We start from the raw sequence: 22,268 nt of genomic DNA, 5'->3' as shown, positions 1-22,268 counted from the left end.
TCAGAATGTCATCACTGGGACGCCTGCGTAAGGTGAATGCTTTTGCCTATGGTGATCGGGTGCCGGGATCTCCGCTGTCCCCGATGCTCGCGACCGCGGGCAAGCTCCCCGTGGGCGCGGACTGGAGTTATGAATTCAAGTGGGACGGGGTCCGCGTTCTCGCGCTGTTCAGCGGCGGGCCGCCGGACCTGTTCGCCCGCTCCGGCGCGGTGGTGACCGCGGCCTACCCGGAGATCGCCGACCTCCATCTGCCCGAGGGCACCCTGCTGGACGGCGAGATGGTCTGCTTCGACGCCGCCGGGCGCCCGTCGTTCACCGCCCTGGCCGAGCGCATGCACGTCCGCGACCGCAACCGGGCCGCCCGGCTCGCCGCGACCATCCCCGCCACGTATCTGATCTTCGATCTGCTCTTCCTCGACGGCATCGACTACACCGGCCTGCCCTATCTGGCCCGCCGCGAGCGGCTCGAGGAGCTGGAGCTGGCCGGGCCGCGCTGGATGGTGCCACCGTCGTTCGGCGACGGCCCGGCCACCGAGGCCGCCGCCCGGGAGAACCATCTCGAGGGCGTGATGGCCAAGCGCTCCGACTCGGTCTACCTGCCCGGCCGCCGCTCACCCGACTGGATCAAGGTCAAGTTCGACCGGACCGGTGACTACGTGATCGGCGGCTGGCGGCCCGGCGCGCGCAAACTGGGCGGTCTGCTGGTCGGCGTGCCGACCCCGGACGGCCTGGCCTTCCGCGGCCGGGTGGGCGGCGGGATCGGCGCCGCCGCCGAGCGGGAGCTGCTCTCGCGGCTGACGCCGCTCGCCACCCCGGATTCGCCGTTCGCTCCCGGCGCGGTGCCGCGCGAGGATGCCAAAGGCGCGATGTGGGTACGCCCGGAGCTGGTCGCCGAGATCCGCTACGGCAACCAGACCCCCGACCGTCGTCTCCGCTTCCCGCGCTTTCTCCGGTTGCGTGACGACAAGAAGCCCGCGGAGTGTTCCGACGATGCCCAGTGACCGTTTCGTGGTGCGGATCGAGGACCGCGAGGTCGAGCTCTCCAACCTCGACAAGCTGATGTACCCGGCAGCCGGCTTCACCAAGGGCGAGGTGATCGACTACTACACCCGGATCGCCCCGGTGATGCTGCCGCACCTGCGGGACCGGGCGGTCACCCGGATCCGCTACCCGAACGGTGTGGACGGCGCGCACTTCTTCGAGAAGAACAAGCCCGGCGGCACCCCCGGCTGGGTGCGCCTGGAGACGCTGCCGGTCCCGGGCTCGACGAAGAGCCGGGAGACCGTCGAGTTCGTCGTCGTCGACGAGTTGCCCACCCTGGTCTGGCTGGCCAACCTCGCCGCGCTCGAACTGCACACCCCGCAGTGGCGGATCGGCGCCGACCCGGACCTGCTCGTCGTCGACCTGGACCCGGGCGCCCCGGCCGGCCTCCAGGAGTGCTGCGCGGTCGCCGTCCTGATGCGCGACCGCCTGGCCGAGGACGGCATCGCGGCATACCCGAAGACGTCCGGCAAGAAGGGCATGCAGCTGTGCTGCCCCATCTCCGGCTCCCAGGACGCCGCCACGGTCTCCGGTTACGCCAAGCGCGTCGCCGAGGAGCTGGCCGCACTGGTTCCCGGCTCGATCACCGCCAAGATGGCCAAGCAGCTCCGTCCCGGCAAGATCTTCATCGACTGGAGCCAGAACAACGCCGCCAAGACCACGGTCACCCCGTACTCCCTGCGCGCCGGTGCGTCCCCCACCGCCTCCACCCCGCTGACCTGGGAGGAGACCGAAGCCATGGCCACCGGCGACGCGGAGGCCCGCCAGTTCACCGCCGCCGAAGCCCTCGACCGGGCCGACACCCACGGCGACCTCCTGGCTGACCTGCTGCAACCGGGCCCAGTGCTGCCGGGCGTACCGGAAACAGGCGGCGCCGGATCGCGGCGGGTCCGGCACCGTTCCGATTCCTGAAGGTCTTCAGCAGGACATTCGACTTGTTCCATGGACACGCGTAAGGTTTCCCCACAATTTCACGCATGGGGGATGCGATGTCGAAAACACTTCGCGCAGCCGCGGTTGCGGCACTGTCCGGCTTCCTGGTTCTCGGTGGCGGCACGGCCGCTCTCGCCGACGACGCGGGGCCGACGATCCAGATCACTTCGCAGGTTCCCGGCATCATCAAGGGCGGGGACTACTGCCTGAACGTCTCCGTGACCGACCCGGACGGGGTCGATCGCCAAGAGATCTACTGGGACGGCGTGCTCACCGACACCCCGGTCTACATGCTGGGCCAGGTCTCGCCCGAGGGCCCGCACACCTTCGAGGTGCGGGCGTGGGACAAGCTCGGCAACAAGTCGACGAAGTCCCAGGCGGTCGTCGTGGATCGCAGCGCTCCCGCGGTCACCTGGGTCTCCCCGCGGGACGGCGCGCTGGTGCGCGGCAAGAACGTGTGGAGCACCATCCGGGTGTCCGAGGGCACCCGCTACAGCGGCTGGCTGGAGAACGGTCACGCCGTCGGCCCGTCGGCCGGCACCGCACCGGGCGGCACCCTCGTCGCCTACCTGCCCGTCGGCCGCGACGGCCAGTACGACGTCGTCTGGTACGTCACCGATCCGCTCGAGAACCACACCTGGGCCCAGCGGACCGTCACCGTGGACAACACCAAGCCGAAGCTGACCGTGACCAAGGCGCCCAAGAACAAGGCCAAGGTCCACGGCAAGGTGAAGGTCAAGGCGGCCGCCAGCGACCGCAACGGCGTCGCCAAGGTGCAGCTGCTGATCAACGGCAAGGTCGTGGCCACCGACTACCGGGCCGGCTACTCCTTCACGGTCAACACCAAGAAGTACGGCAAGAAGTTCAAGGTCACGCTGCGCGCCTACGACAAGGCCGGCAACGCGACGACGTCCTCGACGCGTACCTGGCGTCGCTGACCGGCGTCTGCGAAGGATCGAATTTCGGTCAGTTCGGTTGCTTGGCGGCGAAATGCCGCCAAGCAACGTGCAGCATGGCACTCTGTCTGGTGGCGGGCAGCCGGATGGCGTGCTTGACTGGATTTCCAGTGGCTACGCGGGCGGATGCGTAGCGGGGAGCAGTTCGGCACCCGGCGGCAACCGGGTGCCGCTTCCATGTGAGGGCGCTGACCGGCCGCGCGCCTGGGGCGCCACACTCAGAGTGCGGCTGCGCCTACCGAGCGCTTGCCATGGCTGTTCTGATAGGACAGTAATAAGAACTGCTCTCGGCGGTGCCCGCCGCCGGGATGACCCACGACCTGATGAAGGATCCATGCCTGAGGGCGATTCCCCCACCGTCGCGCGGCGGCGCATCCGGCTCGCGCTCCGCGAGGCGCGGGAACGTGCCGACCTGACGCAGCTCCAGGTCGCCGAGGAGATGGAGTGGTCGCTCAGCAAGGTGATCCGGATCGAGAACGGTGACGTCTCGATCTCTCCGAACGATCTGCGGCCGCTGCTGGCCTACCTGGGGATCAAGGACAAGCCGCTGATCGCCTCGATGGTCGCGGACGCCCGGATCGCGCGGAAACGCCAGCGGCAGGCGTGGTACCAGGCGACCGAGTTCCGGGAGAACCTCACCGACGCCACCCGCAAGCTGATCGAGTACGAGATCGAGGCCGCCGAGATGCGGTCCTACTCGGTGTATTTCGTCCCCGGCCCGCTACAGACCCCGGAGTACGCGGCGGCGCTGATGACCCGGTACGAGGACGAGCTCAGCGACAGCCAGCGCGAGCGCCGGATCGCGGCCCGTCAGCTGCGGCGGGACGCGCTGCTGGGGCGGGCGGCCGCCGGCGAGGTGCGGATCCTGGTGATGCTGGACGAGTCGGTGCTGCGGCGCACCATCGGCGGCCCGGCCGCCTTCACCGAGCAGTTGCGGGAGCTGCGCCGGCTCGCCGCGGAGCAGATCATCACGATCCGGATGGTGCCGTTCACGCTGGACGCCGCGGTCACCAACAACGCCATGTTCGACCTGCTCACGCTCGGTGAGGGCGAGGTGCTCTACCGGGAGACCGGGCTCGGCGACGAGCTGAACGAGGACCGGGACACCACCGGCAAGCACCGGGCCCGGTTCGACAAGATCTGGGACGAGGCCGCCGACGAGGCGGCGACCCTCGCCTTCATCGACGACCAGATCGGCACGCTGGAGAAACTTCAGTAATTCCGCGGACCGGCCGCCGCCCGGGCGAACGCCGGCGCCCGGCCGTTGGCGAGCTCACCGGCGAACCAGGCGCCGAAACCGGCGAGGCCCAGCGCGAGCAGCTCGACGAGGAACAACCCGACACCGGCGACCCGGTCGGCCGCTCGGATCCGGACCATCAGGATCACCGCGAAGGCGACCAGGACCCCGATGTTGATCAGGGTGCGGAGCGCGCCGAGCCGCCGGGCCTGCGGGCGGCGCAGCAGCATCACCTCGACCGCGCCGGCCAGCATCGCGGGCACGCCGACGACCAGTCCGGCCACGATGTTCCAGTACGCCAGGGCGCCCAAGATGTTAGGCCCGCCGAGCAAATCGGCAATGTCGAACAAAACGGCCATCGCAAACAGGCCGAGCGGGAACATCACCAGTACGGGTTGCACCGCCTGTCCCGCTATCCTCAGTCGGTTCTCCATCCGGTGTCGCCCTCCCCTACCTGCATAAATACAGGTTCTTCGCGGCCTTCCCCGGTTGGCCTACCCGGTCGATCTGGCGGCGAAACCGTCGGCGCGCGTGCCGGGTGCCACACGCCGAGTCCGTCACCGGCTTCTCCGTAATCTGCAACATGGCAGTCTGCGCAGTGGCGGGGGGAAACGTGGCGTGCTTCACTGAGCGTAGAGCAACAAGGGCGGAGTTGGAGGGAGAGACATACAACGGCACCCGGCGGCAAACGGGTGCCGTTGTCCGCCTCCACCGGCACTTTGTTCTTGTGCGACGTCCCATCGCGACTGTTCCAGTGCTGCATGAGCGAGGCGGGGATTCGTCTCTTGCGCCAATGGTGGCCTCGGCCGTCTTCACCTCGCAAGGCAACGCGAGAAGGAGTGCGCCATGAGCACACGCGGCACCAGGACCTACTACCGTGGGTCGGACGCTGAGATCACCGAGGCTCTCTTCACCTGGCACACCTCGCCCGAGTCATTGAGCTTCGCCATCGCGGATCTGCGTCACGTCGGGCTGGTCCAGACTCCGGCACGGACCCGGCCCTACGCACCGCACCTGGCCGCCGGCGCGCTTTTCGCGGTGGGCGCCGTGTGGACTCTGCTGGCGAATCCGACACTGTACGTGATCGGCTTCCTCGCGATCGCCGGCCCGCTCCTCGCGTTCTTCTGGCGGGAGCCGCGGCGCTGGGAATTACACGCGCAATACCACGGCAACGCAGTGGTGCTGTACTCATCGGGTGACGTGCGCGTCTTCAACCAGGTCGGCCGTGCCCTGCGCAGAGCCATGGAGGACGGTCGGCGTACCCCGTGGGGTTATGGATTGGCCGCGGCCTGACCAGGACGGATGGCATTTTCCTAACGGGTGACACCGGGTATTCGAACCAAAACCCCGCCTGGCACGTCTCGTTCTGATAGGACAGTACTAGGATGTCCGCGACCTCGCTGACTGACACAGGTCTGACTGACACACCGCTGCCAGCCAGCCCGCAGTCAGCGAGGTAGCAAAGTGACTAGCTCCACCGCTCGGTTCGACTACTTCAACGATGAAGGTCCCATGGCTGAGGGTGTCTCACCCACTGTCGCGCGGCGGCAGACACGGTTCGCGTTCCCGATGGCACGGGAGCGGGCCGGCCTCACCGACCTCCAGGTCGCCACCGAGACGGGCTGGTCACCCGGCGTTGCCACGTACGCGGACCACGGAGCCGGCGCGATACAACGCGCATTCTTCGACCGGGTCCAGCACGAAGCCGCAGACGAAGAGACACGATCCTTTTCCTCCGGCAAGCCCTGGAAAACGGTAACCAGAACCGCTCGGCCTGGGCGCACATAAAGAAAAGCAAGCCGTGTCCAGCGCTGGGCACGGCATAAACCTGTGGAGAGTCCCCAGATGGAGAACCTGAACGCGCCCGCATGGCGGAAGAGCAGCCGTTGCGGCACGTCGACCTGCGTCGAGGTCGCGAAAGTCGACGACACCTACCTGATCCGCGACTCGAAGAACCCCGAGGCCGCCGCCCTGACCTTCACGAAGGCCGAATGGGATGCGTTCGTCGAGGGCGTCAACGCGGGCGAGTTCCGTTTCTGAAGGCTCATGGCGGCCCGCTCCCGCAACGGAGCGGGCCAGTCAAAAATACTCGCAAAGTGCATATTTCATCAGCAACGAGCGCCGCATAACTCACAATTCGTGAGATAAGCGGCGTGATTTAGTTTTCACTCATGTCGGCAACCACCGACGGCCGTCTTTGTCGCCTACCGTGGATTTCGAACCACCACGGAGGTGTACGAACATGATCAAAACGACCAGAAAACCACAGTGGCGGCGAAGCAAACGATGCGCCACCGGTGCGTGTGTCGAGGTCGCGCGGGTCGGTGAGCTGTTCCTGATCCGCGACTCCAAGAACCCCGACGACGCTCCCCTGGCCTTCCACCGGGAGGTCTGGGAGGCCTTCGTCGCGGGTGTCAAGGCCGAGGAGTTCGGCCGGGCGTGAATCCGTTCCCACCGGAGCATCTAGGTGCCGCGGGCCGAGCGCGGCATACTGCACTGGTGGACGGCAACCAGCACGCCACCGATTCCGACCGCTTCACCACGCTGCACGAGGCGGCCGACACCCTGCTGGACGAGCTCACCGAGCGCTACCAGGTGGAGCGCCGGGAGACCAAGGAACCGCTCGGGCTCGACGAGGCGCTCGCGCGGACCGTCCGGCTCATCCCCCGCATCCCGACCGCCGCGCCACTGGCGATCCAGTTCGCCGAGCCACGCCTGCATCTGCGGCTCGGCCGGTGGTGGACCGCGACGCTGCCGGTCTGTGGGTGCCACTCCTGCGACGAGGACCCCAAGCTGCTCGCCGAGCAGCTCCGCCGCCACGCCGACGCACTGGTCGAGGGTGGTCTGTGGGAGCGGGTCCGCCGCGGTCTGAGCGGGTCGTTCTACGAGGCCAGGCTGATCGGCGCCGGAGTCCGGGTCGATCAGGAGGGGCCACTGTCGGCGGCCGGTGCACGGGACGCCCGGCGAGGCGGGTTCGCCGCGGCGGTGCAGTGGACGCCCTGGCAGTCACGCTTCTGAACGACCGCGGGTCAAGGTTCCGGAGTCCGGCCGCCGACGGTGGCCGGACTCCGGGACAGGCCTTAGCCGGCGGCCGGTTGTGCCTGGGCCGGGCCGCTGCCCAGCAGGCGCAGCGCCGCGCGGACCGTGGGGCGGCCGAGCGCGCCGGCCATCGAGAAGTCGCCGCGGCAGAAACCGCTGAACGCCCGCCAGCCGAGCGCGCTGGACATCGCGGTGTGCACGATCGACGGGTGCCGGCCGAAGGCGCCGAGCAGACGACGGCCGGCGATCATCTCCGGCTGGAGCTCGGCGGCGATCTTCTGGGCGTACGGCGAAAGGTCTTGATCTTGATTGTTGACGGCCTGCGCGGCGGCCTCGCCGGCCCAGACGCCGGACCGCAGCGCGTAGCTGATGCCCTCGCGGGTCCAGGGTTCGAGCAGGCCGGCGGCGTCACCGGCGACCAGGACCCGGCCCGCGTGCACCGGTGACGTGGGCGTGCGGCAGCGGGTGAGGTGGCCGGAGTCGCGCAGCACCTCGCGGTCGGCGAGGCCCAGCCGGTCGACGAAGTCGCGCAGGTACCGCTTGGTCTCCGCGCCGTGGCCCTTCTCCATGATCACGCCGACCGTGAGCTCGTCGTCCTTGGGGAACACCCAGCCATAGGAACCGGGGAACGGTCCCCAGTCGAGCAGCACCCGCCCGCGCCAGCGCTCCCGGTCGGCCGGCGTGGCCGCCAGCTCCACCTCCAGGCCCAGGTCCTGCTGCTCGGTGACGACGCCGACGTGCCGGCCGGTGATCCCGGCGGAGCCGTCCGCGCCGATCGCCACCCGGGCGGTCACCGCCGAGCCGTCGGCGAGCGTCACGGTGACCCCGTGCTCGTCCTGATCGAGCGCGCGGACCTGGGAGTGCGGGCGCACGGTCGCGCCGGCCCGCTCGGCGGCGACGCACCAGGCGTGGTCGAAGTCGTCCCGGCGGACCAGGGAGACCAGCGGCTCGGCCGAGGTGCGGGTGAACTCGCGGCGGCCGTCCAGGGAGAAGGTGATGCTGGTGATCGTGTCCCGGACCGGGACAGTCGCCAGCCGCTCCGCGCTCAGCCGCAGCGAGCTGCCGAGCAGGCCACCGCCGCAGGTCTTGTATCGCGGGTGCTCGGCGCGCTCCAGCACCACGACCCGCACGCCCGCCGACGCCGCCGCGTGCGCCGCCGCGAGCCCGGCGGGTCCCGCCCCGATCACCGCGACGTCCCACTCCGGTTCCACCAGCACGGGCAGAAGTCTAGACAGCCGCCGGGTAGCGTCCCTCCGGTGATCACCGCCATCGACAACTCACTACGTGCGGCCACCCGTGCGGTCTACCTCGCCTTCATCTTCCTGGGCGTCGCCATCGCCACCTTCGCGTCCCGGATCCCGCAGATCCGCGACGAGCTCGGGCTCAGCCCGTCGCAGCTCGGGCTGGTGCTGCTCGCCATCGCGATCGGCTCGATCACCTCGTTGCCGCTGGCCGGGCACATCGTGGAGCGGTTCGGCTCCCGGCGGACGGTGATCGCGATGGCGCTGACCTTCGGGTTCTCGCTGGCCGTGGTCGCTGTCGGCTACCGGTTCGGCGTGCTCCCGGTGGTGCTCGGGCTCTATGCGTACGGGTTCGCCACCGGCGCCTGGGACGTGGCGATGAACGTGCAGGGTGCGGTCGTGGAGCGTCGCCTGGGCCGGGCGATCATGCCGCGCTTCCACGCCGGGTACAGCGTCGGCACGGTTGCCGGAGCGGTCATCGGGGCCGGCGCGCTCGCCCTGGGCCTCTCGGTGACCTGGCACCTGGTGCTGGTGGTGGTGACGTCGGTGCTGATCGTCGCGGCGACCGCGCGCAAGTTCGGGCCGGACGAGACGGAACCGGCGCAGGAGAAGTCCAGCTCCGGGATCTTCGCCTTCTGGAAGGAGCCGCGGACGCTGCTGATCGGCGTGTTCGTGCTGGCCTTCGCGTTCACCGAGGGCGCCGGGGTGGACTGGATCAGCGTCGCGATGATCGACGACTACGGCACCTCGGCGGAGGTCGGCACGCTGACGTTCGCGGTGTTCCTGGCGGCCATGACGGTCGGCCGGTGGTACGGCCCCGGCCTGCTGGACCGGTACGGACGGGTCCCGGTGGTCCGGGTCCTCGCCGTGATCGGCCTGGGCGGGCTGCTGCTGTTCGCGCTCGGCGGGCACCCGGGGGCGGCGTTCGCCGGGGCGGTGCTCTGGGGCACGGGCGCCTCGCTCGGCTTCCCGGTCGGGATGAGCGCGGCCGCCGACGAGCCGGCCAAGGCCGCGCCGCGGGTGGGGGTGGTCGCCTCGATCGGCTACATCGCGTTCCTCGGCGGGCCGCCGCTGATCGGGTTCCTCGGCGACCACCTGAGCGTGGCGCGCGGGCTGCTCGCGGTGGCGGTGCTGCTGGTGATCTCGTTCGTGCTGTCGCCGGCCCTGAAGCCGTTGCAATGAGACTGTTTCCAGTCTAGGAAACACAACGGCCCCAGGTCGATGACCTGGGGCCGTTGCCGTGGAGCCGCCTGACGGAATCGAACCGTCGACCTACGCATTACGAGTGCGTCGCTCTAGCCGACTGAGCTAAGGCGGCAGCAGTTCCCAAGTGTACGGCACGGGCGGATCTATTTTGCGGGCGGGCCGGGGCTCCGGCGCACTGCCGTTGTCGTACGGCGGGACTAGTGTGCCTTTTGTGACAGACGATCAGTCGATGCCTGTCGTTCCCTCGGCCCCTCCGGTGGAGGCCGAGCACACCGTGCCGCCCCGGCCGGGCAGCCTCGATCCGCAGGAGCTCGGCTTCACCCCGCAGAAACCGATCGGCTGGCTCGCGCCGCTGCTGCTGCTCAGCACCGGCCTGCGGGCGCTGCTGGCGATCCTGTTCGGGGCGTACCTGGACAAGCGCGAGTTGCAGAACGCGCTGGACGCCGACTTCTTCGACCACTCCATGACCGCCGACGGCGAGATCTGGCTGGACTACGTGGCCGACCTGGGCGACGGCTTCGACGCGACGTATTCGATCGCCTGGCTGCTCGCCCAGCCGTCGCTGACCGTGGACGGCGCGACGCTGCCCCGGGGGCGGCTGCTGCTGATGGGCGGCGACCAGGTCTACCCGCTGGCCAGCGGCGACGGCTATGAGAGCAGGATGAAGGGCCCCTACCGCGCGGCGCTGCCCGAGGCGCCGGCCGGTGAGCCGCGGCCCACCCTGTTCGCGCTGCCCGGCAACCACGACTGGTATGACGGGCTGACCGCGTTCCTGCGGCTCTTCGCGCGGCGCAAGGACGGGCACATCGGCGGGTGGCGCACCGAGCAGCGCCGGTCGTATTTCGCGGTGAAGCTGCCGGGCAACTGGTGGCTGTTCGCGGTGGACGAGCAGTTCGGGGCGTACATCGACGACCCGCAGTTGCTCTATTTCGAGAAAGCGGCGCGGGAGGTGAGTCCGGACGACCGGATCATCCTGATGACGCCGTCGCCGACGTGGGTGAAGGCGAAGGACAACCCCGAGGCGTACGACGCGGTCGACTACTTCCTGCGGACCATCCTGGCGCCCACCCAGGCGCAGGTGCGGGTGCTGGTCTCCGGCGACCTGCACCACTACGCGCGATACACCGGGGACGATCGGGAGTTGATCACCTGCGGGGGTGGCGGAGCCTATCTCCTGGGCACCCACAAGCTGCCCGGCAAGCTGGTCGTCCCGCCGAGGGAAACGCTGACCCGCAGCCGCTCTCGCAGCCGGGACTACCAGCTCGCGGCCCGCTTCCCGGAGCCGGCGGAGTCGCGCCGGCTGGGCTGGGGCGTGTTCCACCGGGTGCCGCGGCGCAACGCCGGGTTCGCCACCATGCTCGGCATCATCCACACGCTGACCATGCTGCCGATGGCCGGCGCGGCCCGGCAGGGCGGCAGCATCCAGCGGCTGTTCAGCATCCCGCTGCTGCTCATGGTGACGCTGATCCTGATCGGAACGGTGCTGTTCGCGAAACCGCCGGGCGCGGCCAACGCGAAACACGCGCGGCACTGGATCCTCGGGATGAGCCACGGGCTGGCGCAGATCGGGCTGGCGGCCGCGGGGACCTGGGTGTGGTTGCGGCTGCCGTTCCAGGACTGGGCGTGGCCGGGGCCGTTCGTGGTGGCGGCGGTGCTTTACGGCCCGTTGATCGCGATCGTGGCGACCCAGTTGCTCGCGCTGTACCTGCTGGTGGCGAGCTGGTTCGACGTGAATCTGAACGAGCTGTACGCCGGGCAGGGCATCGAGGACGCCAAGAGTTTCCTGCGAATGCACATCGACCGGGAGGGGACGCTGACCATCCATCCGCTCGGGGTCGACCGGGTCTGCCGGACCTGGGCGGCGGATCCGGGCGGGGAGCCGCACGCGCCCTGGTTGCGGCCGGAGGAGCCGATCGTGGTGCACCGGATCGAGCCGGCCATCCCGGTGGCGGGGCCGGGGACGGCTCGGCCCTGAGCCCTGCTGGGCGGTGCGGGGCTCTGGGCGTACCGAAAATCGGGTTTTACGGGTTGTAATGCGCGTCGTGGGCCTGGCGTGGGGCGCAGACCGACGCCCGGGAGCACGAGCAGCGGGAGCCGTCGGCGTCCAGGCGGACCACGACCGAGTCTTTCGGCACGCTGTGCGCGACCACTCGGCCGTCGCCCTCCGGGGTGGTGACGCGGCTGCCGATGGCCGGGGCGGAGGCCTGAAACTGCTGGTACAAAGGGTGCTCGTACTTGCTTGGAAGCAGCACTATTCCGCGGAGGCCGCCTGCTGAGCTTCCCACTCGGCACGGGTCAGGGCGTACTCCACTTCACCGTGCTCGGAGCCCGCGATCGCATCCGGCCAGTCCTGATGGAACGTGCGCACGTAGCTGAGGCCGGATTTCTCCATCACCCGCCGTGAAGCTTGGTTCACCGTCATGGTCTCGGCATAGATTCGCTCGACGCCCGATTCGGCGAACCCTTTGCGGATCAGCGCCCGGCAACCTTCGGTGGCGTACCCCTTCCCCCAGGCTGCCCGGCGCAGCCGGTATCCCAGCTCGATTCCTGGCCCATCAGGCCCGTCAACCGCAGTGCCGCCGGGGTGCGGACGGAAGTGGAACCAGCCGATGAAGTCACCGGTCAGCCTCTCGACCGCCGCCCAAAAGCCGAAGTCGTTGCCTTGGCTGTAATACGCCAGCAGGCGTGGCAGCACTTGGTCGCGGATCTCTGCACGCGGCGTCGGAACTCCACCGGTGAGGAAGCGCATCACCTCCGGATCACTGTCCAGAAGGACGAGTTCGTCCTCGTCCGCGGCGGTGAGACGGCGCAGTAGGAGCCGATCAGTCTCCAAGTACACGATCATGGACGCCATCATCCATGCCAGTTCGGCGGCGAGCGACGCCATATCGAGCAGCCGGGTTCAGCCCTCGCTGTAGCGCTCGTCGTGTGCTTGCCTCGGCCCACAGACTGAAGCACGGGAGCAGGAGCATCGAGATCCGTCCGCGTCCAGGCGGACAATCACGGAATCCTTCGGCACGCTGTGCGCGACGACTCTCCCCTCCCCTTCTGGCGTGGTGACCCGCGTGCCGATACTTGGGGCGGATGCGGCAAATGTCTGATATAGGGGATGCTCGTATTTGAGGCAGCACATCAGACGGCCGCAGGCGCCGGAGATGCGTAGCGGGTTGAGCGGGAGGTCCTGGTCTTTCGCCATCCGGATGGTGACCGGCTCGAAATCGGTCAGGAAGGTGGCGCAGCACAGGTCGCGGCCGCACGAGCCGATGCCGCCCTGGACGCGGGCCGAGTCGCGCGCGGAGAGCTGGCGCAGCTCGACCCGGCAGTGCAGGGTGGCGCCGAGGTCGCGGACCAGCGAGCGGAAGTCGACCCGGTGCGGCGCGGTGAAGTAGATCGTGGTGCGCGGGCCGTTGGCGCTGCCCTGGTCGAGCACGTGGTCGACGGCCACCACCTTCATCGGCAGCTCGTGCGCCTTGATCAGTTTTTTGGCGGCGACCTTGGCCTCGGCCTTGCGCTTGCGCAGCAGTTCGTCGCGGCGCAGGTCGTCGTCGTCGGCGATCCCCATGATCTTGGGGAATCCGTCGGTTTCCTCACTGACCCATTGCGGCGCCCAGACGCACTCCGCCACCTCCGGACCGTCGTCGGTCGGCACCAGCACGCGGTCGCCGACCGACGGTGAGAACTCACCCGGATCGAGGTAGTAGAGGCGGCCGTACCGGTTGAAGCTGACCGCGCACAGCATGCCCATGCGACAACCCTACGACCTCCGGCAACCCGCACCAAATGCCGGTTTTGGACTACCCGCGAGGGTTGTCGCATTGATGCCGCGCAACCGGCCTGATCGACCTTCGTTGGCCAGACCCGTAGACGCCGCCCCGGCGGCTCGCGTCGAAAGGAACTGCCATGACACCCGCCAGGTCGCTGGCCGCCGGCGTCGCCGCGCTCGGGTTCGCGAGCACGCTGACCCTGCCCCTCCCGGCGTTCGCCGCGCCGGAATCCTGCGCTCGGCCGCAGCGGTATGCGGCGCAGTCGGAGGCGGAGTTGCTCCGGGTGGAACGGCTGGACCTCCGGGGTGCGGTGGCGAAGCGGGAGCATGTGGAACGACCGTCGGTGACGCCGTCGCCCACCGAGGACGCCGGCGAGGTGCTGGAGGAGCTCGACCCCGACGAGTCGGATTCCGATGATTCGGATGATGCCGAGTTCGCTCCCGCGGCCTTCCGCACGGACGACACCGAGGACGTGATCGCCGGCGTCGGGCTCGGGGACTCGCGCACCGTCATGATCGCGGACGCGCCGGTGAAGTCCGCCGCCGCCGGCCTCATCCTCGACGGACGCGTCGCCGGGGCGCCCGCCGCCGAACAGGTGCTGCGGCAGGCTCCGCCGTCCCGCCCCGACCCGATCGAGCAGCACGTCGGGCCGAAGCGGTTCGGTCCGATCCAGGTGGGCGGCGGGGCGATGGCCGCACACGCCCGGTGGGACGCGGCGTTCGGGTGCGGCACCGGCAGCGGGACGATCGCCCAGTCGTCGACCCAGCTCAGCCAGGTGCGGCTCGGCGGGGACCTGGTCCGCGTACCGGACAAGTCCTCGACCTTGAGCAGCAGCGGCCTCGACGGGCACAGCGGTGGCGGGCGGTCGGTCGCCTCGGCGACCGTGACCGCCGGGCGGATCGAGATCGCCGGCGGCGAGGTCAGCATCCGGATCCTGCGGGCGCCGACCCTGCGGGTCGGCATGTCCGCGACCGGTGCGGGCGAGGTCCGCTTCCAGCCCGCGGTGGTCGAGGTGTCCGGGCCCGGGGTTTCCGGTACGCGCTTGGAGACGTCCAGCGATCGCATCGACGTGACCGTGGACGACCTCGGCCCGGTGACCGAGTCGTCGCCGTCGCCGGTGCTGCCGTCGCGACGTTCGCCCCTGCCGTCGATCCCGGGCTTGCCGGTCCCGTCGTCCGGCGGTTCCGGGGGCGGCGCCCCGATGCCGGAGAGCGCGCCGAGCGGGAAGTCGGTCGTCCGGGTGGCTCTCGGCGACGTCCGGCAGGCCTCGAAGGGGCACGCGCTGGCCGCCCGGGCGACCGCGGTCAAGGTGTCCGTGCTGCGGGCCGGTGAGGGCCGGGGCAAACCGGGATACGGTCCGGTCGCCGAGCTCGGGATCGGCGTGCTGGCGGCGGCCGCGGTCGCCCCGGAGACGGCCGGGCACGCCGTCGAGGCGGGCCGTCAGCCGGCCGCGACCACCCTGCCGGTCACCGGCCCCAGCCTGGCGCCGATGGTGATCACCGGCGCCGGGCTGCTGGTCGGCGGCGTGTGCGCGTTCCTGCTGGGTTCCCGGCGCCGGCGTCCGCGGGCGTGACTACTTCTTCCAGGTCCGCTTGGTACTACTTCTTCCAGGTCCGCTTGGCCGACGTGGCGACGTTGCCGACCCGGTCCCGGACGATGATCATGGCCTTCATGGTCTTGCCGTAGCCCGCGGTGCGGACCGACCAGGAAGCCTTGGTGCCGGTGGTGCTCTTGACCAGCTTGTTGTTGATCCACAACTCGATCCGGGCCACGCCGCTCGCGTCCGAGGCGCGCGCGGTGACCTTGACCGTCTTGCCGACCTTCGCCTTGGTGGCCGGGGCTTTCCAGGTGTAGGTCGGCTTGGCGTTGTCGGCGACGATGTTGCGGTTGAAGAGGGCCACGTTGGCGGCCCGGTCCCAGATCTTCCACTGGAGTTTCACCACGCCGTTGCGGGTGCCGCTATTGTAGGCCACGGCGTACGGCGCGGTGTAGTCGCTGCCGACGTACTTGCCGTCGGCGTACAGGGTGGCGCTGTAGACGCCGGACCCGCCCGGGTATCCGCCGCCGCTGTCGGTGATCCCGGTCGCCGTCACGGTGACCGTGCCGCGGAAGCGGGTCAGGTAGGCCGGGGTGGCACCGGTGATCTTCGGCGCGGTCCGGTCGACCTTCCCGACCGCCTGGTCGGCGCGGACCGTGCCGTACGCGACCCACTTGTCGTCGGCGCTCGGCGCGACGGCCGTGCTGGTCAGCGCGTTCTCGACGGTCCACAGGTTGACCGCCGAGGTGCGGGCCCGGATCAGCCCGGCCACGCCGGAGACCAGGGCCGCGGAGGCCGACGTGCCGCACATCCGGTCGGTGCCGCCGCTGCTGGTGAGCACGGTCGCGCAGTACGGCGCGGCCAGGTCCACCCAGTCGGCGCCGTAGTTCGTCCCGGTCTCGCCGGCCGGGTCGTCGTCCGGGGTGTACCGCCCACCGGCGGTGTTGATCCCGCCGACGCCCAGCACCCCGGCGTTGGCGGCCGGGTACTGCTTGAGGACGCCCCACTCGTTGTTGCGGGTGTCGGTGCCGGCGCTGGCGACCACGACCGCGCCCTTGCCCCGGGCGTAGTTGATCGCGGACTGCAGCAGCGAGCCGGCGTTGGCCGTCCGGTCCTGGTGACCCAGCGACAGGTTGATGACCTTGGCGTTCTGGTCGGCCGCCGCGACGATGCCCTCGGCGATCTCGGTGTCGTAACCGGTGCCGCGCTTGTCCAGCACCTTCACCGGGAGGATCTTGCAGGACGGGCAGGCCGCGTTGACCAGCGAGGCCATCGCGGTGCCGTGGCTGTTCGTGCTGTCGTCGGCGCTGCTCCCGCCACCGGCCACGGTGGTGGTGCCGGGCATGGTGACGCCGCTCAGCTTGCCGACCGGGGTGACGCCGGTGTCCAGGACCGCCACCACCGGGCTGCTCCAGGTGGTCGCGGTCTGCCAGGCGGCGGGGACGGCGAGCTGGTCGAGTTCGGCACCTTCCGTGGCGGCCGCGGTCTCCTCAGTGGCCGCAGCCTGCTCGGCCGCCGTGGTCTGCTCAGCCGCAGTGGTCTGCTCAGCCGCCGTGGTCTGCTCAGCCGCCGTGGTCTGCTCAGCGGCCGCGGTCTGCTCGGCCGCCGGCGTCTCCGTGGCCGCCGTGGTCTCCTCGGCGGTCGGCGTCTCCGCGGAGGCGCTCGCCTTCTGGTCCACCTGCACGAACGCCACGCCGCGCTGTTTCTTGAACAGGGCCGCGATCCGGTCCGCGTCATCGGCCGGGACCACGATCGTGTGCGCGTTCAGCCGCTCCAGCAGGGAGGTGCCGTGCAGCCGGTACCCCTTGGCCGCCAAACGCTGGGCGGCGGTGTCCTTGCCGGTCCGGGTCAGGCCGACGACCAGTCGTACCGTCGGGTCGTCCCCGGCGAATGCCGGGATGGTGACGCCCGCGGCGATCACGGCGGCCGTGGCGAACAGCGCGGTCCGGATCCGGGTCCGGCGGTTGAGCTGGGGAAGGTTCATCGGGCCGGCTCCACCTGGATCTCGGCCAGCCCGACGTTACGGGTGGTGGAGCTGACCTTGGTGACCGTGAAGATCACGCTGGTGGTGATCCGCTTCGGGAAGCTGACGGTGTATCCCCCGCCGGTGTTCGGCAGCGCCGGCACGGTGACCGTGCTGCCGTCGCTGAACTTCAGCGTGCCGCCGGTGATCTGGTCGTTGGTGTTCGGCCGGTCGTATAGCACGACGCGGTCGACGGTCTGCGGGCTGCGCCAGTCCAGGCGCAGCCAGCTGCCCGCCTTGCCACCGGCGGTGGCCCACTCCCGGTTGTAGCCGATGCCGGTGCCGACCGTGTAGCCGTCGACCGCCTTGGCGGCCAGCTGGGTGGTGCCGGTGGTCTGCGAGGACGCGGTCACGGTCGCCCGCGGCGCGACGGTGGTCGCGTACACCTGAAGTTCGGCGAGGCCGACGTTCTTGGTGGCGGCGCTGACCGCGGTGACGGTGAACCGGACGTTGGTCACCCGCTTCGGCGCGAACGTCACCACCTTGGCCTCACCGTTGTCCGGCAGGCCGGCCACGGTGATGCTGCTGCCGTCGCTGAACTTGAGGATGCCGGAGGCCGCCTGGTTGCCCGTGCCGCGCCGGTCGTACAGCACCACCCGGTCGACGGTCTGCACGTTCCGCCAGGTCGCCTGGATCCAGCTGCCGGTCCTGCCGCCGACGGTGGCCCACTCGCGGCTGGTGTCCGTCGTGCTGTAGCCCAGGTTGTCCGCGACCTTGGCGGCGAGCTGGCCGGACTTGGTGTTCTGCGAGGAGGCGGTGAAGGTCGCCAGCGGGGCGACGTTCTGGACGCCGCCGTACTCGCCGCCGGTGTGGTACTGGCGGAAGGAGCGGATGTCGTGCGCGCCGTTGATGCAGTCGGCCTCGTTCTGGCAGACCTGCGAGTCGTGCGGGGCGTACGCGGTGAAGATGGCGAGCTTGCGGTCGTCGTCGGCGTACGAGACGTTCCCGGGCAGGCTGGACATCGGGTAGCCCTGGTAACCGATCACGCGGTGCGGGTTGGTGTACCGCTTCTGCGCGGCGTAGGCCAGGTAACCACTGGTGTGGTGGTCGCTGTGGTCGCGGTCGCCGTACTTGCCGACGTAGTCCAGGGTGCGCACGGCCTCCGGCTGGAGGGTCTGCATCACGTCCAGGAGCAGGTCGACCAGGCCGTTCTTGGTGTACGTGTTGACACCGTCGACCGAGTGGATCGCGCCGAGGGTGCCCTGGAAGAGCTTCTGCACGCTCTCCTTGCCGGTGGTCGGGAACCCGCTGCCGTCCATGGCGCCGTCCGGCGCGCGCAGGAAGATCAGCCCGACCTCGGGCCGGTCGACCAGGGTGTCGTACTCGACCTGGTAGCCGGCGAAACGCTCGGTGCGCTTGTTCCAGTCGTCGTCGGCGTCGGCCATGAACGCGTACGCGGCCCGTGGCCCGTTCTCCCGCTCCCGCCAGTAGGCCTCGCCCTTGTCGGCGTCGCCCGCGGTGACGAAAACGGTCACCGTGCACCGCCGCGCGTCGATGTCGCGCTGCAGGTCAGGGTTGAGGAACAGGATGTCGTCGTCCTGGTGCGCGACGACGTTGACCGCACCGCCCGGCGCGCAGCCGACCGACGAAGCCGCGTCGGCGTGCATGGTGGCCAGGCTGACGCCGAGCACCGTGACCGCCCCGACCGCACCCCAGCGCGAAAACTTTCTCAAGCCCATCGACCCCCGCAGGCCCTTGTATCGACGCAAATGTTCTTCACCTTATTGGCTCGGTGATCATTTGGAACCGCCGGAAGGACGAAACGTGAACGATCCGACGTGAGGTTCGCCACTCCGCACCGGATCGCTGTCCGCGCACCGCAGCGATTTCCGATTTCGGTACGCCGACAAGCACGCTCCGTATTCGCGGGCAACTACAGCGTGTAGTCGCAGCGGGCGCTCGGCGTCACGCCCTCTGCCTTCGCCGGACAACATGGACAAAGTGGTCAGGGCTGGGGGCGGCGCCAAATCTGGCGTGGCGCGAAGCCGTCGCGGCGGAGCCAGTGCTCGGTGTAGACGATGCGATCCGGCTCGACCACGACCAGCGTCTCGGCCGGCGGCTCGGAGAGCGGACGGCCGCGCTCGGCGTGCTCGTTCTCCCAGCGGAACGCCTCCCAGAAGGGGACCTGCTCCGGATCGTCCGGGGCGAGCACCCGGGCACGGCCGAAGATCTGGGCGCCACGGCTGCTGGCCAGCCCGACCAGGGGCGCGAAGAGGCCGATCGACACTCGCGGATCGGCGGCGAGGTTGCGCATCTTGGGCGAGCGGGGCGAGGCGGTGAACATGACGGCGAGGTCCAGCGAGTAGTAGCGCACCGGGGTGGCCGCCGGGCCGTCCGGACCGCTCGTGGCCAGCACGCACATGTTCTGACTGGCCAGCAGATTGCGAATACGTTCCTCGAGCCGATCAGCCGGCAGCCGGCGATCCGGCGCGTCCCCCACCAGCCACGGATTGTTCAACGCCATCGCTGGACAATATCGGTCGACTGTGGCCGGTCCGTACCGCGTTGAGCCGGCCGGCCGCCCGCCCCGGCGGTCACACCGGCTGCGCGGCTTTGAGGTGCGTGGTGTCGTCGAGGAGGTCTTCGGCCCGGTCGTAGCTGTCAGCGATGGTGGCGAGCACCAGCGCGGCGATGTCGGCGGCGGCGCGGGCCTCGTCGGGGCCGGGCAGACCACGGCCCGAACCGGTCTCGCCCGCCGAGCCGGCTCCGCCGACTCCGCTGGTCGCGGCGGGACCGGCGGTGAGGGTGAGGGCCGGGGCCGAGGTGAGCGCGCCGGCCAGGCTGACGGCCAGATCGCGGCGGGTGCGGGTCATCCAGTCGGCCAGGGCGTCGGCGAAGTCGGCGGTTGCGGACATGCGCCGGGACAGACTGTGCGGGCCGACGTTGAGCCTCTCCGCGGTGTGGCGGCGGGCCGCCTCGTAAGCCTCCGCGGCGGCACCGGTCCAGTCGGCGGCCAGGGGCAACGCGTCGGCCGTGTCGGCGCACGCACGTGCCTGGGCACGCAGCTCCGGCACCGCCTCGGCGACCGCCGCCGGACGCAGCGCGCCGACCGCTCGTGCCGCGTCGCCCGGCAACAGCCGAACCCGCCTCAGCTGCGCCCAGACGTCGTGCCCGGCCGGCGCGCCGACCGCGGACAGCACCGCGTCGACCCGGCTCAGCAGCGCATCGGCGACCTCCAGCAGGTGATCGAGCCGGTCCATCAGAGCCCTCGCAGGAAACGGTGCTGGACCGCGGCGTCGGTCTCGGCATAGTCGCGCGAACCGGCCCGGACCGCATGGGCCAGATCGGACACCTGCCGGGCGAGTCCGGCTGCCTCACCGGCCCGGGCCCGCAGCACGGTGGTCCACTCCTCGTGCAACCGGCGGCCGATCCGGCCGGGCCGCCCGGTGTCGTCGGCACCGAACGCGTCACCGGCTGGCAGCAGATCGGACGCCCGCCGGTCCATGGTGGCCAGCGCGGCGGCGGCCTGGTCGATCCGGTCGGCGAGTCGGTCCATGTCAGCGGCCTTCCAGGGTGTGGAACGATCCGAAAACCTCGGCGTGCAACTTCTCCCGGGCCCAGCGGGCCGCCTCGGTGGCGCTGGTGACGACGGCTTTCAGCTGGCGGGAGAACTCGATCTGATCTCTCTGGCGCAGGCCACCGTGCACCCGGACGTCCACGATGTCCCCCGCCGCGGTGACGACGACCTCGATGGACTGATCGGGCGAATGCACCGAAACCTGATGCGCGGTCACGGCCCGTTCGAAGTCCGCCCGCAGGCCCTCGACGCGCTTGTACCGATCGATCGCCTCATCGATCCACGCCTCGTCGATCTCCCGGGCCATCGATCGGCTCCTCACCACGCGTCATCCCACCGTCGCGTTCCGAAAGGAGAATCTACCGGCCTTCCGGTCCTCACGCTGTCCTCTGTGGATAACTTCGGAAGCGGAACAGACGGTCACCGAGAAGCCTGTGGATCATCACTTTCCGTCAACATCCCGCCGTGATCGCCTCCCGGTGGACGACGCCGAGAGGATCGGTTCTCGGCCGAGCGCCGGACTGGGGACAGGCGGTCCGGGAGATTGTCGGAGGTGGGCAATACCATCGTCGGGTGAGTTCGGGTGATGTGTTTTCGGACCTGGTCGGGCAGGACGAGCCGGTGGAGACGCTGCGGCGGGCCGCCGGGGCGGCCGCGCGCGTGGTGGCCGGGGAGCCGGTGGCCAGCGGGGCGATGACGCATGCCTGGATCTTCACCGGGCCGCCCGGTGCCGGGCGGTCGCTGGCGGCGCGGGCGTTCGCGGCGGCTTTGCAGTGTGAGCGGGGCGGGAGCGGCTGCGGGGAGTGCCACGGCTGCCACACGGTGCTCGGCAAGACGCACGCTGACGTGCGGTTCGTCGTGCCGGAGGGGCTGTCCATCGGCGTCGGCGAGATGCGGGCGCTGGTGCTGCGGGCAGCCAGTGCGCCGTCCGGCGGGCGGTGGCAGGTGGTGGTGATCGAGGACGCCGACCGGCTCACCGAGGCGGCGGGCAACGCGCTGCTCAAGGCGATCGAGGAGCCGCCGCCGCGGACGGTGTTCCTGCTCTGCACCCCGTCCACCCATCCGGACGACATCTCGGTGACGATCCGGTCCCGATGCCGGCTGGTGGCGCTGCGCCAGCCGCCGGCCGACGCGGTTGCCGCGGCACTGGTCGCGCGCGACGCGATGCCCTCGGACACCGCGGCCTGGGCGGCCGCCGCGGCGCAGGGCGACATCACCCGCGCCCGGCTGCTCGCCGCCGACTCGGAGGCCCGGTCCCGGCGCGAGGCCGTGCTGGCGGTGCCGAAACGGCTGACCGGGGTCGGCGCCTGCTTCGACGTGGCCGCGACGCTGGTCGCGGCGGCCAAGGCCGAGGCGGCCGCGAGTGTGGCGGAGCCGGATGCCGCCGAGCGTTCGGCGCTGGAGCAGGCGCTCGGTGCGGGCGGCACCGGCCGCGGCGCGGCGGGCGCGATGCGCGGCGCCGCCGGCCAGATCAAGGACCTGGAGAAAAGGCAGAAGTCCCGAGCGACCCGGGCCCAGCGCGATGCCCTCGACCGGGCGCTGGTCGACCTGGCCGGTTTCTACCGCGATGTGCTGATCACCGCGCTCCGCGCTCCGGTCGCGGTGGTGCACGGCGACGTCGCCGCCCAGTCACAGGCCGCCGCCGGCAAGTGGACCCCGGAGAGCACACTCCGTCGCCTGGAGGCCGTCCTGGCCTGCCGAGAGTCGATCAACCAGAACGTGAAACCCGAGATCGCCGTCGAAGCCATGATGCTCTCCCTCTGGAGGGGCTGAC

22 protein-coding genes, 1 tRNA gene and 1 pseudogene are annotated in these 22,268 nt (G+C 70.2%); 12 read left to right on the top strand and 12 right to left on the bottom strand.

All coding sequences use genetic code 11. From position 1 onward, the window contains the following. Positions 1 to 59: 59 nt before the first annotated feature. The 4 genes from ligD (Aiant_RS22785) to Aiant_RS22770 all read left to right on the top strand — a co-directional run bounded on the left by ligD (Aiant_RS22785) (position 60) and on the right by Aiant_RS22770 (position 4,149). Positions 60 to 1,001, top strand: coding sequence for a non-homologous end-joining DNA ligase (gene ligD / locus Aiant_RS22785; protein ID WP_189334564.1), 942 nt, complete (start codon positions 60 to 62; stop codon positions 999 to 1,001). Continuing rightward, positions 991 to 1,953, top strand: a complete 963-nt coding sequence (gene ligD, locus Aiant_RS22780; RefSeq protein ID WP_189334563.1) for a non-homologous end-joining DNA ligase — start codon at positions 991 to 993, stop codon at positions 1,951 to 1,953. The genes ligD (Aiant_RS22785) and ligD (Aiant_RS22780) overlap by 11 nt, the downstream gene beginning before the upstream one ends. A gap of 77 nt (positions 1,954 to 2,030) precedes the next feature. After that, entirely contained in the window at positions 2,031 to 2,912 is an 882-nt protein-coding gene (locus Aiant_RS22775) for an Ig-like domain-containing protein (protein WP_189334562.1), read from the top strand. A gap of 352 nt (positions 2,913 to 3,264) precedes the next feature. Then, positions 3,265 to 4,149, top strand: a complete 885-nt coding sequence (locus Aiant_RS22770) for a helix-turn-helix domain-containing protein (protein ID WP_189334561.1) — start codon at positions 3,265 to 3,267, stop codon at positions 4,147 to 4,149. Here Aiant_RS22770 and Aiant_RS22765 read toward each other — a convergent pair. Beyond that, positions 4,143 to 4,526: a DUF2231 domain-containing protein gene (locus Aiant_RS22765; RefSeq protein ID WP_425322709.1), complete on the bottom strand. Its 384-nt coding sequence runs from the start codon at positions 4,524 to 4,526 to the stop codon at positions 4,143 to 4,145. The genes Aiant_RS22770 and Aiant_RS22765 overlap by 7 nt on opposite strands. Before the next feature lie 487 nt (positions 4,527 to 5,013). On the opposite strand from Aiant_RS22765, the gene Aiant_RS22760 reads away from it, so the two are divergent. The 4 genes from Aiant_RS22760 to Aiant_RS22745 all read left to right on the top strand — a co-directional run bounded on the left by Aiant_RS22760 (position 5,014) and on the right by Aiant_RS22745 (position 7,185). After that, complete coding sequence (locus Aiant_RS22760; protein ID WP_189334559.1) at positions 5,014 to 5,460, top strand: DUF6232 family protein; 447 nt, start codon at positions 5,014 to 5,016, stop codon at positions 5,458 to 5,460. Positions 5,461 to 6,012: 552 nt separating this feature from the next. Then, on the top strand, positions 6,013 to 6,207 hold the full coding sequence (locus Aiant_RS22755) for a DUF397 domain-containing protein (protein WP_189334558.1): 195 nt from the start codon (positions 6,013 to 6,015) through the stop codon (positions 6,205 to 6,207). 202 nt (positions 6,208 to 6,409) lie between these two features. Beyond that, positions 6,410 to 6,610 carry a DUF397 domain-containing protein gene (locus Aiant_RS22750; protein WP_189334557.1) on the top strand — a complete coding sequence of 67 codons (201 nt, stop codon included), beginning with the start codon at positions 6,410 to 6,412 and terminating at the stop codon, positions 6,608 to 6,610. Between the two features lie 56 nt (positions 6,611 to 6,666). After that, entirely contained in the window at positions 6,667 to 7,185 is a 519-nt protein-coding gene (locus Aiant_RS22745) for a DUF6226 family protein (RefSeq protein ID WP_229830995.1), read from the top strand. A gap of 62 nt (positions 7,186 to 7,247) precedes the next feature. On the opposite strand, the gene Aiant_RS22740 is transcribed toward Aiant_RS22745, so the two are convergent. Further along, complete coding sequence (locus Aiant_RS22740) at positions 7,248 to 8,423, bottom strand: geranylgeranyl reductase family protein (RefSeq protein WP_229830992.1); 1,176 nt, start codon at positions 8,421 to 8,423, stop codon at positions 7,248 to 7,250. Positions 8,424 to 8,462: 39 nt separating this feature from the next. Here Aiant_RS22740 and Aiant_RS22735 point away from each other — a divergent pair, with 39 nt between their 5' ends. After that, positions 8,463 to 9,629, top strand: coding sequence for an MFS transporter (locus tag Aiant_RS22735; protein ID WP_189334555.1), 1,167 nt, complete (start codon positions 8,463 to 8,465; stop codon positions 9,627 to 9,629). Between the two features lie 59 nt (positions 9,630 to 9,688). On the opposite strand, the gene Aiant_RS22730 is transcribed toward Aiant_RS22735, so the two are convergent. Continuing rightward, positions 9,689 to 9,765 (bottom strand) — tRNA-Thr (locus Aiant_RS22730). A 117-nt stretch (positions 9,766 to 9,882) separates the two neighbouring features. Here Aiant_RS22730 and Aiant_RS22725 point away from each other — a divergent pair. Further along, on the top strand, positions 9,883 to 11,628 hold the full coding sequence (locus Aiant_RS22725) for a metallophosphoesterase family protein (RefSeq protein ID WP_189334554.1): 1,746 nt from the start codon (positions 9,883 to 9,885) through the stop codon (positions 11,626 to 11,628). Between the two features lie 46 nt (positions 11,629 to 11,674). Here Aiant_RS22725 and Aiant_RS22720 read toward each other — a convergent pair. The 3 genes and pseudogenes from Aiant_RS22720 to Aiant_RS22710 all read right to left on the bottom strand — a co-directional run. Continuing rightward, positions 11,675 to 11,893 (bottom strand): annotated as a pseudogene (locus tag Aiant_RS22720) (regulatory iron-sulfur-containing complex subunit RicT); the annotation flags it as partial. An 11-nt stretch (positions 11,894 to 11,904) separates the two neighbouring features. Continuing rightward, the gene (locus tag Aiant_RS22715) at positions 11,905 to 12,540 is read right to left on the bottom strand and encodes a GNAT family N-acetyltransferase (protein ID WP_229830989.1); all 636 of its coding nucleotides are present in this window, start codon (positions 12,538 to 12,540) and stop codon (positions 11,905 to 11,907) included. Positions 12,541 to 12,555: 15 nt separating this feature from the next. After that, complete coding sequence (locus Aiant_RS22710; protein ID WP_189334553.1) at positions 12,556 to 13,398, bottom strand: PSP1 domain-containing protein; 843 nt, start codon at positions 13,396 to 13,398, stop codon at positions 12,556 to 12,558. Positions 13,399 to 13,553: 155 nt separating this feature from the next. Here Aiant_RS22710 and Aiant_RS22705 point away from each other — a divergent pair, with 155 nt between their 5' ends. After that, positions 13,554 to 14,990, top strand: coding sequence for a hypothetical protein (locus Aiant_RS22705; protein WP_189334552.1), 1,437 nt, complete (start codon positions 13,554 to 13,556; stop codon positions 14,988 to 14,990). Positions 14,991 to 15,015: 25 nt separating this feature from the next. Here the strand turns inward: Aiant_RS22705 and Aiant_RS22700 are convergent, their stop codons facing one another. From Aiant_RS22700 to Aiant_RS22675, 6 genes are all read right to left on the bottom strand, one after another. Further along, complete coding sequence (locus Aiant_RS22700; RefSeq protein ID WP_189334551.1) at positions 15,016 to 16,938, bottom strand: S8 family serine peptidase; 1,923 nt, start codon at positions 16,936 to 16,938, stop codon at positions 15,016 to 15,018. After that, positions 16,935 to 18,650, bottom strand: a complete 1,716-nt coding sequence (locus Aiant_RS22695) for a DUF7402 domain-containing protein (protein ID WP_189334550.1) — start codon at positions 18,648 to 18,650, stop codon at positions 16,935 to 16,937. The genes Aiant_RS22700 and Aiant_RS22695 overlap by 4 nt, the downstream gene beginning before the upstream one ends. A gap of 272 nt (positions 18,651 to 18,922) precedes the next feature. Further along, positions 18,923 to 19,441: a pyridoxamine 5'-phosphate oxidase family protein gene (locus Aiant_RS22690; protein ID WP_189334549.1), complete on the bottom strand. Its 519-nt coding sequence runs from the start codon at positions 19,439 to 19,441 to the stop codon at positions 18,923 to 18,925. 70 nt (positions 19,442 to 19,511) lie between these two features. Then, the gene (locus Aiant_RS22685) at positions 19,512 to 20,177 is read right to left on the bottom strand and encodes a hypothetical protein (protein WP_189334548.1); all 666 of its coding nucleotides are present in this window, start codon (positions 20,175 to 20,177) and stop codon (positions 19,512 to 19,514) included. Continuing rightward, positions 20,177 to 20,473 carry a hypothetical protein gene (locus Aiant_RS22680; RefSeq protein ID WP_189334547.1) on the bottom strand — a complete coding sequence of 99 codons (297 nt, stop codon included), beginning with the start codon at positions 20,471 to 20,473 and terminating at the stop codon, positions 20,177 to 20,179. Before Aiant_RS22680 ends, Aiant_RS22685 begins: the two co-directional genes overlap by 1 nt. A gap of 1 nt (position 20,474) precedes the next feature. Continuing rightward, positions 20,475 to 20,801, bottom strand: a complete 327-nt coding sequence (locus Aiant_RS22675; protein ID WP_189334546.1) for a YbaB/EbfC family DNA-binding protein — start codon at positions 20,799 to 20,801, stop codon at positions 20,475 to 20,477. Positions 20,802 to 21,067: 266 nt separating this feature from the next. On the opposite strand from Aiant_RS22675, the gene Aiant_RS22670 reads away from it, so the two are divergent. Next, positions 21,068 to 22,267 (top strand): DNA polymerase III subunit delta', encoded by a 1,200-nt coding sequence (locus Aiant_RS22670; RefSeq protein ID WP_189334545.1) that lies wholly within the window; start codon positions 21,068 to 21,070, stop codon positions 22,265 to 22,267. The last annotated feature ends 1 nt before the right edge of the window (position 22,268 follow it).

Origin of the sequence: Actinoplanes ianthinogenes, assembly GCF_018324205.1 — a bacterium.
GTDB lineage: Bacteria > Actinomycetota > Actinomycetes > Mycobacteriales > Micromonosporaceae > Actinoplanes > Actinoplanes ianthinogenes.
The sequence above is the reverse complement of the archived record's forward strand: the minus strand, read 5'-3'. Positions and strand labels throughout refer to the sequence as shown.